This window comes from Sediminicola sp. YIK13 (assembly GCF_001430825.1).
Taxonomy (GTDB): Bacteria; Bacteroidota; Bacteroidia; order Flavobacteriales; family Flavobacteriaceae; genus Sediminicola.
On the sequence record NZ_CP010535.1, the window covers coordinates 1,150,279 to 1,166,805 of the forward strand.

14 protein-coding genes are annotated in these 16,527 nt (G+C 37.8%); 7 read left to right on the top strand and 7 right to left on the bottom strand.

Annotation, left to right across the window (positions count from 1 at the left end; genetic code table 11):
* Positions 1–153 precede the first annotated feature (153 nt).
* Positions 154–1,578, top strand: coding sequence for an L-serine ammonia-lyase (locus tag SB49_RS05100; protein ID WP_062054476.1), 1,425 nt, complete (start codon positions 154–156; stop codon positions 1,576–1,578).
* Between the two features lie 3 nt (positions 1,579–1,581).
* Here the strand turns inward: SB49_RS05100 and SB49_RS05105 are convergent, their stop codons facing one another.
* Positions 1,582–2,034, bottom strand: a complete 453-nt coding sequence (locus SB49_RS05105) for a nuclear transport factor 2 family protein (protein ID WP_062054478.1) — start codon at positions 2,032–2,034, stop codon at positions 1,582–1,584.
* A 117-nt stretch (positions 2,035–2,151) separates the two neighbouring features.
* Between SB49_RS05105 and panB the strand changes: the two genes are divergently transcribed.
* Positions 2,152–2,970, top strand: coding sequence for a 3-methyl-2-oxobutanoate hydroxymethyltransferase (panB, locus tag SB49_RS05110; RefSeq protein WP_062054481.1), 819 nt, complete (start codon positions 2,152–2,154; stop codon positions 2,968–2,970).
* 6 nt (positions 2,971–2,976) lie between these two features.
* Positions 2,977–3,675, top strand: a complete 699-nt coding sequence (locus tag SB49_RS05115; RefSeq protein WP_062058883.1) for an RluA family pseudouridine synthase — start codon at positions 2,977–2,979, stop codon at positions 3,673–3,675.
* Between the two features lie 5 nt (positions 3,676–3,680).
* Here the strand turns inward: SB49_RS05115 and SB49_RS05120 are convergent, their stop codons facing one another.
* Together SB49_RS05120 and SB49_RS05125 are read right to left on the bottom strand one after the other, a co-directional pair.
* Entirely contained in the window at positions 3,681–4,547 is an 867-nt protein-coding gene (locus SB49_RS05120) for a DMT family transporter (RefSeq protein ID WP_062054483.1), read from the bottom strand.
* Positions 4,548–6,092, bottom strand: coding sequence for a hypothetical protein (locus SB49_RS05125; RefSeq protein WP_062054485.1), 1,545 nt, complete (start codon positions 6,090–6,092; stop codon positions 4,548–4,550). It abuts the gene before it with no gap.
* Positions 6,093–6,238: 146 nt separating this feature from the next.
* Between SB49_RS05125 and SB49_RS05130 the strand changes: the two genes are divergently transcribed.
* Positions 6,239–7,411 carry a 2-isopropylmalate synthase gene (locus tag SB49_RS05130; protein ID WP_082591076.1) on the top strand — a complete coding sequence of 391 codons (1,173 nt, stop codon included), beginning with the start codon at positions 6,239–6,241 and terminating at the stop codon, positions 7,409–7,411.
* Positions 7,411–8,529 (top strand): 3-isopropylmalate dehydrogenase, encoded by a 1,119-nt coding sequence (gene leuB / locus SB49_RS05135; RefSeq protein WP_062054487.1) that lies wholly within the window; start codon positions 7,411–7,413, stop codon positions 8,527–8,529. The genes SB49_RS05130 and leuB overlap by 1 nt, the downstream gene beginning before the upstream one ends.
* 54 nt (positions 8,530–8,583) lie before the next feature.
* Here the strand turns inward: leuB and SB49_RS05140 are convergent, their stop codons facing one another.
* Positions 8,584–9,807: a peroxiredoxin family protein gene (locus tag SB49_RS05140; protein ID WP_062054488.1), complete on the bottom strand. Its 1,224-nt coding sequence runs from the start codon at positions 9,805–9,807 to the stop codon at positions 8,584–8,586.
* Positions 9,808–10,098: 291 nt separating this feature from the next.
* On the opposite strand from SB49_RS05140, the gene pheT reads away from it, so the two are divergent.
* Positions 10,099–12,525 carry a phenylalanine--tRNA ligase subunit beta gene (gene pheT, locus SB49_RS05145; protein WP_062054490.1) on the top strand — a complete coding sequence of 809 codons (2,427 nt, stop codon included), beginning with the start codon at positions 10,099–10,101 and terminating at the stop codon, positions 12,523–12,525.
* A gap of 55 nt (positions 12,526–12,580) precedes the next feature.
* On the opposite strand, the gene SB49_RS05150 is transcribed toward pheT, so the two are convergent.
* Complete coding sequence (locus tag SB49_RS05150) at positions 12,581–13,147, bottom strand: fasciclin domain-containing protein (protein WP_062054492.1); 567 nt, start codon at positions 13,145–13,147, stop codon at positions 12,581–12,583.
* A 116-nt stretch (positions 13,148–13,263) separates the two neighbouring features.
* Positions 13,264–13,836, bottom strand: coding sequence for a fasciclin domain-containing protein (locus SB49_RS05155; protein ID WP_062054494.1), 573 nt, complete (start codon positions 13,834–13,836; stop codon positions 13,264–13,266).
* Between the two features lie 202 nt (positions 13,837–14,038).
* On the opposite strand from SB49_RS05155, the gene SB49_RS05160 reads away from it, so the two are divergent.
* Positions 14,039–14,755 carry a hypothetical protein gene (locus SB49_RS05160; protein ID WP_062054496.1) on the top strand — a complete coding sequence of 239 codons (717 nt, stop codon included), beginning with the start codon at positions 14,039–14,041 and terminating at the stop codon, positions 14,753–14,755.
* Positions 14,756–14,851: 96 nt separating this feature from the next.
* On the opposite strand, the gene SB49_RS05165 is transcribed toward SB49_RS05160, so the two are convergent.
* The gene (locus tag SB49_RS05165; protein ID WP_062054498.1) at positions 14,852–16,480 is read right to left on the bottom strand and encodes an ABC-F family ATP-binding cassette domain-containing protein; all 1,629 of its coding nucleotides are present in this window, start codon (positions 16,478–16,480) and stop codon (positions 14,852–14,854) included.
* Between the last annotated feature and the right edge of the window lie 47 nt (positions 16,481–16,527).

Here is a 16,527-nt window from a genome sequence, read left to right on the forward strand (position 1 = left end):
AGGTGCATGACACTTTAAATAACTATTAGCGTATTTGGCTGATTCCTCGTAACTTATAATACCCTCCAATATCATAATTGGAATTAACGTATTTCCCATTCATTTTTGTCTGAGAGAAACATATATTTGTTATCAACTTAATCGATTGCGTAAATGGAATGTATTAGCACCTTCGACATGCTCAAGATAGGTATTGGTCCGTCTAGCTCCCACACTCTTGGTCCTTGGCGGGCTGCAGAAAGATGGATCAAAGAATTGAAGGAAGATGGTTTATTTGATCAAGTTGCTTCCTTCAAGGTTCATATATATGGTTCTTTATCCTTAACAGGAAAAGGGCATGCCACAGATTTAGCTATTATGTTGGGATTAACCGGGGCCGACCCAGAGTATATTCCTATCGAAGATATCAGTAGTATCGTAGAGGAAATAAAATCTACGGGGATTTTGAATTTTAATAGTGAAAAAAAAATTCCTTTTGATGCAAAACAGGATATTGTTTTTGAAAAGCAGTTTTTACCTTTTCATGCCAATGGGATGTTATTTGTTGCCACATTAAAATCCGGAAAAAAAATTGAAGAAACCTTTTATTCCATAGGTGGAGGATTTGTGGTAAAGGAAGAAAGGGTAAACGCCATACAAAACCTAAAGGTATTCAAAACCTTCCCCTTTCCTATAACAAAGGGCACAGAACTTCTAGCCTATTGCAAACAGGAGAACAAATCCATTTCGGAATTGGTATTGGAAAATGAAAGGTCCTTGCGCACAGATCCTGAAATAGATAGGGAATTAGAGCGTATATGGGACACAATGCTAGAATGCATGTACATAGGTTGCCATACTGAAGGACATTTACCGGGTGGCTTAAATGTAAGACGCCGTGCATATGATATGTCCCAAAGTCTAAAAGGGGACATCCCCTATTCCAATCCTCAAGAATGGTTGGAAGCCATCCGGAAGACCGAAGTAAAATTTAGACAAATCCTCAAATGGGTAAGCTGTTTTGCGCTAAGTGTAAATGAGGTAAATGCCTCTTTAGGACGGGTAGTCACTGCACCAACCAATGGCAGTGCAGGTGTTATACCTGCCGTTCTAATGTACTACATGGTCATTGAAAACCACGATGCCACTTTTGAACATGTGAAAAAGTTTTTAATGATTGCAGGCGAAATAGGCAGTATTTTCAAAAAAGGTGCTACAATTTCAGCGGCCATGGGCGGCTGTCAAGCTGAAATTGGCGTTTCTTCGGCTATGGCTGCTGGGGCACTCACTGAATTGATGGGTGGTACCCCTGAACAAGCCTTAATGGCTGCAGAAATAGCCATGGAACACCATCTAGGCCTTACCTGTGATCCAATTGCGGGCTTGGTTCAAGTGCCTTGTATAGAAAGAAACTCTATGGGTGCCATAAAAGCAATTAATGCCGCTGAATTGGCGATGGACTCCAATCCCGAGAATGCAAAAGTTCCTTTGGACAAAGTGGTGAACACCATGTGGGAAACTGCCAAGGATATGAGTTCTAAATACAAGGAGACTTCGGAAGGCGGTTTAGCGGTTGGGGTTTATCTTAGCGATTGTTGATTTTTAATCACAACCTTGTTTGTGTCTTGTATCAATGATATATATAATTTTCCAAGAATCTAAATCCTTGAACAACTGAAATGAGTTCACCCCACAATGACTGAAGGTATCATTTAACCAAAATTCATAGGGGGTCCAGGCATGGGCCATAGCCCCATCTATTTGAATATTGAAGGATAACAGTTTTTCCTCAAACTTTGTGGTGGTAGGGATACCCATGATGTGACTCACAAAATCATTGTAATCTTCGGACTGTACAAAGGTACTATCCACTTTGTTGGCAATCGTCTGAATAATCACCTGATCTGAAACTACACTTTTCAGGAGCACAGAATCTTGTTGGTGAAACCCTTCAAAGAATGTTTCAATAGTTTGCTTAACGGCACTCTCCTCCGATGATTGGGCATTAGCATTTAAAACAAATAAACACAGGCAGAAACAGATTAAAATTCTCATTTTATGATTTTTAGAGTCCAATATCGAAAATAACTTAATTATTTTAAAGCCGAAACTAAGAATCCCTTAAAGTTTTTGAACAAAACTCCTTACTTTTATCGTCTTAAACCAATATTCATGTCAGTAGCCAAAAAAGAATACAAAAGGGTAACCGTTAAATCTTTGATAGAAATGAAGAGGAACGGGGAACGAATCTCCATGTTGACTGCCTATGACTTTTCCATGGCAAAAATTGTAGACGATGCCAATGTGGATGTTATTTTGGTTGGGGACTCGGCAAGTAATGTGATGGCCGGGCACGAAACTACACTACCTATTACCCTGGATCAAATGATCTACCATGCCTCATCTGTAATACGAGCGGTAAAAAGAGCACTAGTGGTAGTTGATATTCCGTTTGGTAGTTATCAAAGTGATCCTAAGGAGGCCTTGCGTTCCGCTATTCGTATAATGAAAGAGAGCGGAGCCCATGCGGTTAAGGTTGAGGGAGGTATAGAAATAAAGGAATCCGTAAAAAGGATTCTCAATGCAGGGATACCTGTAATGGGACATTTAGGGCTCACCCCACAGTCCATTTATAAGTTTGGGACCTACACCGTTAGAGCAAAGGAAGAAGAAGAGGCACAAAAACTACTGAGTGACGCTAAGCTTTTAGAAAAATTAGGTTGTTTTGCAATTGTGCTAGAAAAAATACCTGCAGATTTAGCCAAGAAAGTTGCCGATAGCATTAGCATCCCAGTAATAGGTATAGGCGCAGGCAATGGGGTGGACGGACAAGTATTGGTAGTACATGATCTTTTGGGAATTACCCAAGAGTTCAATCCCCGTTTCTTAAGGCGCTACATGAATTTATATGAAGAAATGGGAAATGCCATTTCTCAATATGTCACGGACGTAAAAAGCAGGGATTTTCCTAATGAAGAAGAACAGTATTAATTGATATTGGAGACTAAAATAATTTCTACGCCAAAAAACCTTCAAGTCCTTTACGAGGATAACCACCTTATTGCCATTAACAAAAGGCCTGGGGATATTGTCCAAGGAGATAAGACGGGCGATGCCCCATTAAGTGAGGTGGTCAAAGAATACCTTAGAAAAAAGTACAACAAGCCAGGAAATGTTTATTTAGGGGTTGCCCATAGGCTAGACCGGCCAACATCTGGGATTGTGGTCTTTGCAAAAACATCAAAAGCCTTACCGCGACTCAATAAATTATTTGCCGAGAAGGATGCCCAGAAAACCTATTGGGCCGTTGTTAAGAACGCCCCAGAAAAACCCTCTGCCACACTTATCCATTGGTTAAAAAGAAATACGAAACAAAATAAGTCCTACGCCCATAAACATGAGGTGCCAGACAGCAAAAAAGCTATCTTGGATTATAGAATGCTGAAACAGTTGGACAATTACTTTTTGTTGGAAATTGACCTAAAAACCGGAAGGCATCATCAGATCCGGGCCCAATTAAATGCCTTGGGATGCCCAATCAAGGGAGATTTAAAATATGGGTTTGATCGCAGCAATAAAGATGGCAGTATTCATTTGCACGCCAGAAACCTATCATTCATTCATCCGGTTAAAAAGGATATGCTCCATTTGGTTGCCCCTCCCCCTGACGAACCCATATGGAATGCTTGTCTTTAGTTATTCTATTTATAAGTCCTAACACTTTCGATGACAACAGACCCCAATATCAAAACCCCTCCAAAAATAGTCATCAATGATGGTATTTCGGCCAAGAAAATTGCGCCTAATATAATTCCATAAACCGGTTGGACACTACTGATAATACTTGCGGTTGTAATGGAAAAATATTTAAAACTGTTCAAGAACAAGGTATGTCCAATTGCCGTAGTTACCAAGGCAAGGATTAAAAGCCCTTTCCATTGGCTTAGCACTGCATCGGATTCCAGAAAGAAAAATACGGGAAATAACAAAGTACCTACAATCACCATTTGGTAACACATTAATGCTGATCCATTATAATGCTTTACCCTAGCCTTTAGTACAAGATTCCTCAACGCATAAAAAAGTGCAGATAAAACCCCTACTCCAACTGCAAGAGTATAAGAGTTGCCCATTTCAAATTTAGGGACCAAAAAATAGATGCCAGCCAATACCATGATGCCCAATAAAAGATGGATTTTTAAAAATTTGGTCTTGAGCAAAACAGGCTCCAGTAAAGACGTAATTACCGGATAGGTAAAAAGAGAAAGCATTCCTATGGCAACATTGGACAATTTTAATGCATAGAAATAGGTAATCCAATGTAAGCCCATAAATATGCCACTCATTAAGATGGGGAGATAGTCCTTTTTATCAATGCTTAAGGATATGCCTTTCCATTTGCAAAAAAGCCATAATAATATAAACGCCAAAATAGCCCTGGAAGCAATGGTGATTGGCACTGGCAATTGAATAAACCTACCCAAGGCACCAGATGTGCTCACAAAAAGCATGGCCAAATTAATTTCCAGCAAATTAGTTAGGTGTGTGTTCTTTGAAATCAACTTCATTTATCTAGTAAGCGTCAAAGCCTTTTCCCTGATTATTTGGGCTACTGGTCTATTTTGCAAATGACTTTCTAGCCAAGAAAGGATATCCAAATATAAAAATGCCCTTTTTTCATATGGATGATCTTCGTATTTCTTAAGCTCATTATAAAGTTTTTGGAATTCATCCTTTAACTCGTGCGGATAGATATTCCCCAAGTTTCTTAAAAACTTGATCATTTCCTTTTGTACCGCATGTAGATCGTTCATCTTCAACAAAAATTTATACGTACTCTTTAACTGTACCTCAAGATGGTAATCCATTCCTGCTTCATAATGGGCAACAAGACTGAGAACACGGGCGAAGCACATGAGATCTTCGCGCATCTTTAAGTTTTTGTTGTTGATGATTTTTTTTAGATATTGGATACAGGTTTTATTTTCACCCATGCTAAAATATAAGCAGGCAATCTTGTAGTAAAAGACCATGACGTGGTGCTCATCAATACGTTCTTTATGCTTATTGATGCCGTATTCAATTATTTTGACCAGATACAACCCTTTTTCGAAGGTCCCTTCCATAAAATGGAGGTTCAATTTATTGGAGTTGATGTATAGAAATGCCAAAGAAGAAATATTATCATTTTTCGGAAACTCTTCGCTATTGACCATGGCCTCCAATTTTTCCAAAGTTTCCTTAAACTGGGAACTGTATTTTACATAGAATAAGGATTCCAAAAGATAATGGTTCCCTTTTAAAAAGAAAACAGGGTTTAAGTAAATCATCTCCTTATTCTCATAAAAAAGGTCCACCCATTTGCTCGAATATTTATAGCAGGATAAAAAATCCTGAATTAAAAAACTATACCATAAATGGGCTTTGTAGAGCCAAAGTTTTTCCCTAAATCCCAAGTCCTCAATCTTGTATACGGGCAAATGGTCATCAAAATACTTCTTTACATTTTTTATTTCCTCATCACTTTTCACATATCCCACCTTGAGCATCATTCCGTACAATTGCAGGGATAAATTGGATAACTTGCTGGTAATTACATTTTGCTCAGAAAGTCTTTTCGCTTGCATTGCCAATTCATCAGCCCTATCTGGAATACTTCTGGTGATGTATTGTGTTTCTATTATTTTTTCAAGTTCTACAATCTCGTAGGCTATATTTTTTTCTTCATTGTCAATAGCTGTGCTTTTAGCCTTATCCAGAATTTTTAAGCTTTGTTTATACAGGCCTTTTTGATACAAGATAGTGGCAAAATCGAGCTGCTCTCTTATCTGGACACGTATATTTTGATTGACTGGATTTAATCGTAGACTAACCAATATTTGTTTGTAGAGATGCGCTTTAAGATTGGACAACTGGGTTTTTTTAACAATTCCACTATCCAATATGGCCTTTTCATCATAATCTTTCATCTTATCCAATAGGTTGAACAAGGCTAAAAACTTAGCGTCGGTATTGACTCCCAATCTACCAACATAGAGCTTAAATTGACGCTTTTCTGACTTAGAAAGTGATTTCACCAACACGAACAAAGCATCTTTATGTGCAGTTGTCATCGTAATAATTATTATTTAATTAACTGTATATCAGGGTTTTAAATATAACAAAAAGTAACTTAACGTTGTAAATGTTTATTTAGGCGCCAAACAGTTGGTTAAGGTAGCTATATATTCGTATAGCTTACCTAAATTACACAAATATAATGAGCAAAGATAAAGTACAAATTTTTGATACGACACTGAGAGATGGGGAACAGGTCCCAGGATGCAAATTGGATACGAAACAAAAACTTGTTATCGCTGAACGCTTAGATGAATTGGGCGTTGACGTAATCGAAGCAGGATTTCCTATTTCCAGTCCAGGCGATTTCAATTCGGTAAGTGAAATTGCAAAATTAGTACAAAATGCCACAGTTTGTGGATTGACAAGGGCTGTAAAAAAAGATATTGAAGTTGCTGCCGAAGCACTTAAATACGCCAAGAGACCTAGGATTCATACGGGGATAGGTACTTCTGACTCACACATTAAATATAAATTTAATTCTAATAGGGAGGCCATTATTGAACGTGCGGTAGATGCCGTGAAATATGCCAAAACCTTTGTTGAAGACATAGAATTTTATGCTGAGGACGCGGGCCGTACCGATAATGACTTTTTAGCGAGGATTTGCGAAGAAGTTATCAAGGCTGGAGCAACGGTTCTTAATATTCCAGATACAACGGGCTATTGTCTTCCTGAAGAATATGGTGCAAAAATTAAGTATCTTAGGGATAACGTTACAGGCATACACAAAGCAATCTTATCTTGTCACTGCCATAACGACCTTGGGTTGGCAACAGCTAATTCTATTGCAGGGGTGATCAATGGTGCTAGACAAATTGAATGTACCATAAATGGCGTAGGTGAAAGAGCTGGCAATACTTCCTTGGAGGAAGTAGTCATGATTTTAAGGCAACATCCTTACTTGAATTTGGACACAAATATCAATAGTAAATTGTTATATGACACCAGTTTGATGGTTTCTCAAAAAATGGGGATGCCGGTTCAGCCCAATAAAGCGATTGTTGGTTCTAATGCATTTGCTCATAGTTCAGGAATTCATCAAGATGGTGTAATTAAAAATAGGGAGACTTATGAAATAATGGATCCTGAAGATGTGGGCGTAACCGAATCATCTATTGTGCTCACTGCGAGAAGTGGAAGAGCTGCATTGGCATACCGTTCAAAAAAGATTGGCTATGAACTTACAAAAGTACAGCTCGATGTCATTTATGAGGCCTTCCTAAAATACGCTGATCGCAAAAAAGAAATCATGGACGAGGATATCCATGAAATTATCGAAACTAGTTCGATTAATATAGAAAAGGTAGCTTAATGAACCTAAATATAACACTACTACCAGGAGATGGTATTGGACCGGAAGTATTGGCACAGGCAGTGAAATGTCTTCAGGCCGTAGAAGAAACTTTTGGTCATAATTTCACATACACTGAAGCTTCCATTGGAGCGGTGGCAATGGATCAGACAGGAAATCCCCTACCTGAAGAAACATTGGAAATTTGCAAGAGTTCCGATGCAATTCTTTTCGGTACCATTGGGACCTTAAAATACGACGACAATCCAAATGCTAAAGTGCGACCTGAGCAAGGATTGTTGCAACTGAGAATGGAGTTGAATCTTTTTTCCAGCATAAGACCGGTAAAAATATTCCCTACCCTTCTTGAAAAATCCCCTCTAAAAAAGGAAATTATTCTTGGGACAGATTTTGTCATCTACCGCGAACTTACAGGGGGCATCTACTTCGGTGAAAAAAAATTAAGTGCTGACGGCACAGTAGCCTCAGATCTTTGTCAATATTCAGAAAAAGAAATAAGCCGAATAGCCCATTTGGCGTTTAAGGCTGCTAAAAATAGAAAGAAAAAATTGACGGTGGTGGACAAGGCAAACGTCTTGGAAACTTCAAGACTATGGCGAAAAGTAGTTTCTAAAATAGGGGAAAGTTACCCTGAGGTTACCCTGGATTATCTGTTGGCCGATAATGCAGCGATGCAAATTATGCTAAATCCAAAACAGTTTGATGTTATATTGACCGATAACCTTTTTGGAGATATTCTATCCGACCAAAGCAGTGCCATTTGCGGATCTAAAGGGCTGTTACCATCGGCTTCTATAGGAAACGACTATGCAATGTTTGAGCCATTTCATGGATCGTATACACAAGTGCAAGGAAAAAATATTGCCAACCCTATTGCTTCAATTCTATCAGCAGCAATGCTATTGAACCATTTTGGTCTAAATGAAGAAGCACAGGCCATTATTGTTGCCGTGGATAAGGCCTTGAGAAAAAACATTTCCACCAAGGATATAAATCCAACCAGTACCTATGGTACAAGTCAGGTAGGTGATTTTATTTCCCAAAATATCATTGATTCGGAAGAAGATCTCAATTTCAACTATGAAAATATTGGTCTTGGAAAGTCAACCATCATATAAATTAGGTAGGAGAATTCAATAAAAAAGCCTTTTCAATTTTGAAAAGGCTTTTTTTTATTCCTCCATGAGACTTCCAACAAATTCTCGGAAATCATTGTCAAATTTATCGTACTTTTCTCCTGTTGCAGGGCCATTAAACCCTGTACTTATCTTTCTTACCGCTCCCGTTTTATCCAAAAAGATCGTTGTAGGATAGGATAGGATGTGATTTAACATAGGTAGTTTCTCTTGGGCCAAATCCTTGTCCGATGACCCGTATTGAGCCAGGAGGATGGGATAGGTTATTCCTATTCGTTCTTTCAATCTGTTAATTGCCTTAAATGCAGCTTCTTGTGTTTTTGCATATTCAAAGGAGAGTGCCACTACTTGCAAGTCCTCTTTTTCCTGTTCCTTTAAGTAATTTACCAGGTATTTTGTTTCGTCCAAACAATTCGGACACCACGTCCCCATGATCTGCACAATCACAACTTTATCTTTGAACAAATTATCATCCAAAGAAACTAGGTTTCCACTGGAATCTGGAAACGCAAAAGAAAGCTTTTCAAATCCTTCTTTTATAAAGGTCAAGGAATCCTCATCTGGTAATTCATAAGCGTCATTTCTATGCGCTACAAAAGGCTCCTTAAAATGCTTTCCGGAATAAAAGGTGCCATTAAGGGTACTATCTGTAACCTTGGCCTTAAATAAAAATACATGGGCACCATCAAAGGTTGATAATTTTAGAGAATCCCCATCCACAACCCCTTCCAAAAAACGGTAATCTCCAGTGGTAGTCCTAAACGTGCCTACTACCCTATCATCCTTTTGGGTGAACATGCCTTTACCCATATAACTATCAGCTGTATTTGGACTAAACTCTGTTTCCCAAATACCACTTACATTTTGTGCTGAAGATGCATTAACATCAAATCTTTTCTCAATGCCATAGGTGGCCTTGAACGAAACACTGCGATCCATGCTTTCCTGTATAAAGTCGCCAACAATTTCAGAATCTGAAAACACGCCACTGATATAACCTTCAAAAGCAGGCATCTTTATCATTATAGAATCCTTATTCGTACTAATTTCATCTATGTACAAAATTTCATCCGCGTTATATGATTCCATCACGTAGTTCCCTTCGGCTGTCTTACTAATATTAAAATTAAATGGAAGTGTTTGATTGTCCATCAATTTCATTTCCCCCAACCAAATACCTTCTTTTAGGGAGGGAGTTTCTGCTTCTTTGCAAGAGGTAAGCAATAAAAATATCGCAAATAGAAAAGTTATCTTTCTCATAAGTGTAAGCTATTGTTTGAATGTCGAATTAAGGCAAATATACTTACAATAAAAAATAAAAGGATTTCAATTGAATACCTATTGAATGTCTTCCTGCATTGTTTTATCTTTGGGCACTTAAATAATCAGTATTAAATGGGGTTCTAGAAGAGATAAAAGCTCCAATAATGCTATAATCAAAAGTTTATATAGCTGATTATTCCAAAACCAAGATTAGAATCCCCTGTTTGATCAAGTGGATATAGCGATGGCGGTTCAACTGGATCACAGACAAAATAAAATATAGTATCAATGAAAATATCTTACAACTGGTTAAAGCAGTTCATTAAAATTGATTGGGATTCCCAAAAGACAGGAGAACTTTTAACCGATTTAGGATTGGAAGTAGAGGGGATTACAGCTTTTGAATCGGTCAAAGGTGGCCTAAAGGGAATTGTCGTTGGAGAGGTTCTCACATGTGTAAAACATCCCAATGCAGATAAGTTAAAATTGACCACCGTGAACATTGGTACCGAAACGCCGTTACAAATTGTTTGTGGTGCACCCAATGTGGCTGCTGGTCAAAAGGTGCCTGTTGCCACTATTGGCACTACCCTCTACACGCAAGAAGGTGAGGCCTGGACCATAAAAAAAGGGAAGATTCGCGGAGAGGAAAGCCATGGTATGATCTGTGCGGAAGATGAACTTGGGTTGGGCAAGGGTCATGATGGTATTATGGTCTTGGACAATAGCTTAGTTCCTGGTACTCCCTGTGCAAAGGTTTTTAAAATTGAGCACGATGAAGTATTCGAGATTGGCCTTACACCAAACCGTGCTGATGCTATGAGCCATTTTGGGGTAGCCAGAGACCTTAAAGCCGGCTTAAAGCAAAGAGATATTCAGAAAGAATTGATAACCCCTTCCGTCAGTAATTTTACTGTAGAGAATAGGTCCCTTAAAATTGATGTGGCCGTAGAAAAAAGTGAACTTGCTCCCAGATATTGTGGATTGACAATAAGTAACCTAATTGTACAACCTTCGCCAGACTGGTTGAAAAACAGGCTAAAAGCCATAGGAATTACCCCAAAGAACAACATTGTGGATGCCACTAACTATGTGTTGCACGAATTGGGACAACCGTTACATGCCTTTGATGCCGCAAAAATTAAAGGGCAAAAAATAATCGTAAAAACCCTTCCTAAAGGATCCAAGTTCACCACATTGGATGGGCTTGAAAGAGAACTGCACGAAGAAGACCTAATGATCTGTGACGCGGAAAAACCTTTGTGCATAGCAGGTGTTTTCGGGGGAGAGAACTCAGGAGTTACAGAATATACCACTTCCATTTTCTTGGAAAGTGCTTATTTCAATCCAGTTTCAGTACGAAAAACGGCAAAAAGACATGCTTTAAGTACAGATGCCTCCTTTAGATTTGAAAGGGGAATAGATATCAACAACGTGGAATACAGCCTCATGCGTGCTGCATTATTGATCAAGGAAATTGCCGGAGGAGACATTACTTCCGATGTGGCCGACTTCTATCCTAAAAAGAAAGACGATTACCAGGTGTTTTTGACCTACGATAAGATCAACAAGCTTATAGGTCAAGAAATTCCGGAAGACACCATAAAATCTATCATGGCGTCCCTGGATATTAAAGTAAAAAATGTATCCGAATCAGGAATGGGTCTGGCAATACCATTTTATAGAGTGGATGTGCAAAGAGAAGTAGATGTTATAGAGGAAATATTACGTGTATTCGGCTACAACAATATCAATTCAAAAGAAAAGTTGAATGCCTCCATTGCTTCTACTTCAAAATTTGAGGATTACAAGCTACAAAACTTAATTGGGGACCAATTATCCTCGCAGGGTTTTTATGAAATATTGGCCAATAGCTTAACCACACCAGATTATATTGCATTGTCCTCGGATCATGAAAAGGAAGAGGCAGTAAAGATCATGAACCCACTTAGTACAGACCTGTCTATTATGAGAATGTCTATGCTATTTCCTGGATTGGAAGCTATCTCTTACAACAGTAATAGAAAAAAGCAACACATCAAATTCTTTGAATTCGGAAAGACTTACCATCAAAAGCAGACGGAAAGAATAGAGAACAAGCATCTGAGTTTACTGCTTACAGGTAACAAAACAGAAGAGAACTGGAGTCTACCAACCCAACCTTGCAATTTTTATTTCTTGAAAGCTACGGTGGAAAACATTCTACATCGTTTGGGTATATCGGACACCAATTCCTTACCAACACAAAGCGATGTATTTTCTGAAGGCCTCTCTTTAAACGCACAGGAAAATGTGCTCGTTAATTTTGGAGTCGTAAAAAAATCAATAACCAAACATTTCGATATAAAACAAGAGGTCCTTTATGCGGATTTTGAATGGTCAACTATTTTAAAATTGGTGCCTTCAAAAAGTATTCAATTTAAGGACATCCCAAAGTATCCAGAGGTAAAAAGAGATTTTGCCCTATTACTGGATAATAAGGTTAGTTTTAAAGAGGTACACGACCTCGCTTTTGAAACAGAGAAAAAATTGCTCAAAAACATCAACCTGTTTGATGTATATACCGGAAAAAACCTACCAGAAGGTAAAAAGTCGTATGCTGTATCCTTCACCATACAGGATACAAAAAATACATTAACAGATAAACAGATAGACAAAATAATGTCGAAGCTTCAAACCAATTACGAAAAGAAGTTGGGAGCGGAATTGAGGTAACAAAAAAAAGGCTGGAATAATTTCCAGCCTTTTTTTATGATAAGTCTTTTCTCGATTACATTTCCGAAGAAGGTAGCAATACAGTGTCTATCACATGAATAACTCCATTAGATTGATTTACGTTTGCAATGGTAACCTTTGCCATTGAGCCATTAGCGTCAGAAATTATAATATTTTTCCCTTTTTTCATGGCATAGACTTCCTGACCATTTACTGTCTTTAAGGTAGCTTTTCCTTTACTCATTCTTATTGCGTTCAAAATATCCTTTGAATTCAATTTTCCTGCGATTACATGATACGTCAATACTCCTTGTAGAGCGGCTTTGTTCTCCATCATCAACAAATTATCAACTGTTCCCATGGGCAGTTTGTCAAATGCGGCATTTACAGGGGCAAAAACGGTAAACGGACCTTCAGATTGTAAGGTAGCAACAAGATCTGCGGCTTTAACAGCAGCTACCAAGGTGGTATGATCTTTAGAATTTACAGCATTCTCGACAATATTTTTCGTTGGGAACATTTCAGCCCCTCCGACCATTTTTGTTTGTTGTGCCATTGCTGGTACTACCATTACTACCAATAAAATACTTAATACAGAATTCTTGATGCTTGAAATTTTCATAATACTTATTTTTAAGTTCAACAGCACTTACGCAAATAAGTTCATTGGGGTTTTAAAAAATAACCATAAAATGAAAAAGGCAATAAGTCGGTAGAAAATATTTTGACCCTAAGCCCTTAGAGAAGATTGTACTTTTGAGGTAAAATAACGCTGTCAATCACATGTATTACCCCATTGCATTGATTGGCATCAGCAGTGGTTATTCGTGCGGTATTTCCATAACTATCCGTCAATACAATATCAATGCCACTCATAGTAGCCGTGATCTTGTTTCCCTGCACTGTTGTAAGAGTTGTTGTCCCATTTCCCCTGGACATAGCCCGAAGTAATTTGGCAGCCGTGATGTTACCCGCAACGATATGGTAATTTAAAAGTGACCTTACCTTATTTTTATTTTCTGGCTTTAGCAAAATAGCGATCTCTGAGGAGGTAAATTTATCAAAGGCAAGATCTGAAGGGGCAAAAACTGTAAAAGGGCCATCCTTGTCCAGCACCTCGGCCATATCTGATGCATTAATTGCAGCCAACAGCACATTAAGTTTACCCGAATCTTCCGTATTTTGAACTATAGATTTATTGGGATCCATCGTAATACGACCATATTTCAAATTCTTATTGCTGTTTTGGGCAAAAGAAGAAAAGCAACATAAGCCCAACACAAAAACAAAAAGGTTAAAAGAAAATTTCATACTTAGCAAACGGGTAACGAGTTTAATTATCGATGAAGTGTATCAAAAGTTCGACAATATACAATTATTCCCCTTTCAATTTTCGCTGCTTAAATCAAATAAATGTATTTAACATTATTTTAACATTTAATTTAAGGCCGTACTGATGTGAAAAAAAACTCTAATTCCCTAACTTTGATATCGTTGCTAAAAAAAAAAGAAAATGATAAAGAAAACCAACATCGAAGAAAAACTTCTTCAAGTAAAGGAAAGGAGATCCGATCCTCAAAAAATCATCCAAGATGTCTATCAAATATTAAATAATTCAACAAGTATTGATCTCAGGATTGAAAAAAATCTTGGAAGTTCACCATCACAAGTTGAAAACGCATTTTGTTTTGATAAATTAAAAACCGCTAACATCTATCATATAGATCAAATAAAACAGATATGTATTGACTATAGATTACGGTTTTTGGATTCTAAATATTTCAAAGGAGACATCCCAAAGGAAGCCATCGATAAAATTAAAAATTTAGAAAAGGATCATGATCTTGATCTAAAAGGATTTAAAATAGTGGCTCCTTCAAAATTGTTTAAATTAAAGGACAAGGATGATCCGTTATTGTTTGCTCCAATTGGAAATGATTATTATTATTTAATCCATAAATGGGGCAATGACCTGCACCCTTTAAGAAGACTATTTGCATGGCCATTTAAAAGTATTGTAAACCTTGCCCTAGTAGTGCTTCTAGGCAGTTATCTTTTAACGTTACTTGTCCCATCTGGTCTATTTTCAAAAAGCAATACTAGTGCAGAATTTTGGATCATCTTTTTCTTTATGTTCAAAAGCTCCGCCTCAGTAATTATTTTTTATGGGTTTGCCTTGGGCAAAAACTTTAATCCAGGAATTTGGAACAGTAAATATTTTAATACATAAAACTATAGAGAGTTCATTAAATACATAAAGCCCCTCAATTGAGGGGCTTTATTTTTATTATGAGTACGTATTCTGTTTTCGAATCAATCAAAGGTATTAAACGGTAACAGCGTACATTTTATCTCTTTGCTCTTTAATGGACTTGTCGGACATATATTCATCAAACGATAAATATCTATCAATAATTCCGTTAGGGGTTAATTCAACTATTCTATTAGCTACTGTTTCAGCAAACTCGTGATCATGAGTAGTTAGTAAGACCGTTCCTTTAAAATTCTTTAAAGAGTTGTTAAAGGCGGTAATACTCTCAAGGTCCAAGTGATTGGTAGGCTCATCTAACATTAGAACATTTGCCCTTATCATCATCATCCTACTCAGCATACATCTTACTTTTTCGCCTCCAGACAACACGGTACATTTTTTCAAGGCTTCTTCCCCACTGAAGAGCATTTTTCCAAGAAAACCTCGAATATACACTTCTTCCCTTTCTTCTTCTGTTTTTACCCACTGGCGCAACCAATCTACTAGATTGATATTTTCCGTGAAAAATCCTGAATTATCTGCGGGAAGGTACGATTGATTTGTAGTAACACCCCATTGAAAGGTTCCGCTATCGGCCTTTTTATTGTTGTTCAATATTTCATAAAATGCAGTGGTTGCCCTGGAATCCCTTGAAATCACAGCAACCTTATCCCCTTTGGCCAAATTGAGGTTGGCATCTTTAAATAGGATATCCCCATCATCAGAAGTAGCCGCTAATTTTTCAATGTTCAAAATTTGATCTCCAGCTTCCCGCTCTCTATCAAAGATAATAGCAGGGTACCTTCTACTTGAGGGCTTAATATCATCTATCTTTAACTTCGCAAGCATTTTCTTCCTAGAAGTTGCTTGCTTACTTTTTGCAACGTTAGCACTAAATCGCATGATAAATTCCTGAAGCTCCTTTGCCTTTTCTTCTGCTTTTTTATTCTGTTGCGACCTCTGTCTTGCTGCAAGTTGACTACTTTCATACCAGAACGTATAATTACCGGAATAAAGATTTAATTTTCCAAAATCTATATCGGCAATACTTGTACAAACCGCATCCAAAAAGTGACGGTCATGCGAAACCACTATTACGGTGTTTTCGTAATCTGCCAAGAAATTTTCCAACCAACTGATTGTCTCATAATCCAAATCGTTGGTGGGCTCATCCATGATCAATACATCTGGATTACCAAATAACGCCTGCGCCAATAAAACCCTAACCTTTAGTTTGGAATCCATATCGGCCATAAGGGTATAATGAAGATCTTCCGTAATTCCCAAATTGGATAACAGGGCTGCCGCATCGCTCTCTGCGTTCCATCCGTTCATTTCCTCAAACTGTACCTGTAGCTCCCCTATTCTATCTGCATTCTTATCGTCATAATCTGCATACAGGGCATCCATTTCCTTTTTTATTGTAGCCAAGGGCTTGTTGCCCATTACCACTGTTTCTAAAACTGGAAGGGCATCAAAGGCATTATGATCTTGCTCTAAAATGGACATCCTTTTACCTGGCTCTAGATGAACACTACCGGAAGTTGGATCAATTTGACCAGAAAGAATCCTAAGAAAGGTTGATTTTCCTGCACCATTGGCACCGATCACCCCATAGCAGTTTCCTTGTGTGAAACTAACATTGACATCATCAAAAAGCACTCTTTTCCCAAATTGTACCGATAAATTAGATACAGACAGCATATTCCTTATTTTTAAATTCGTGCAAAAATAGTGAAAATAATAGAGGT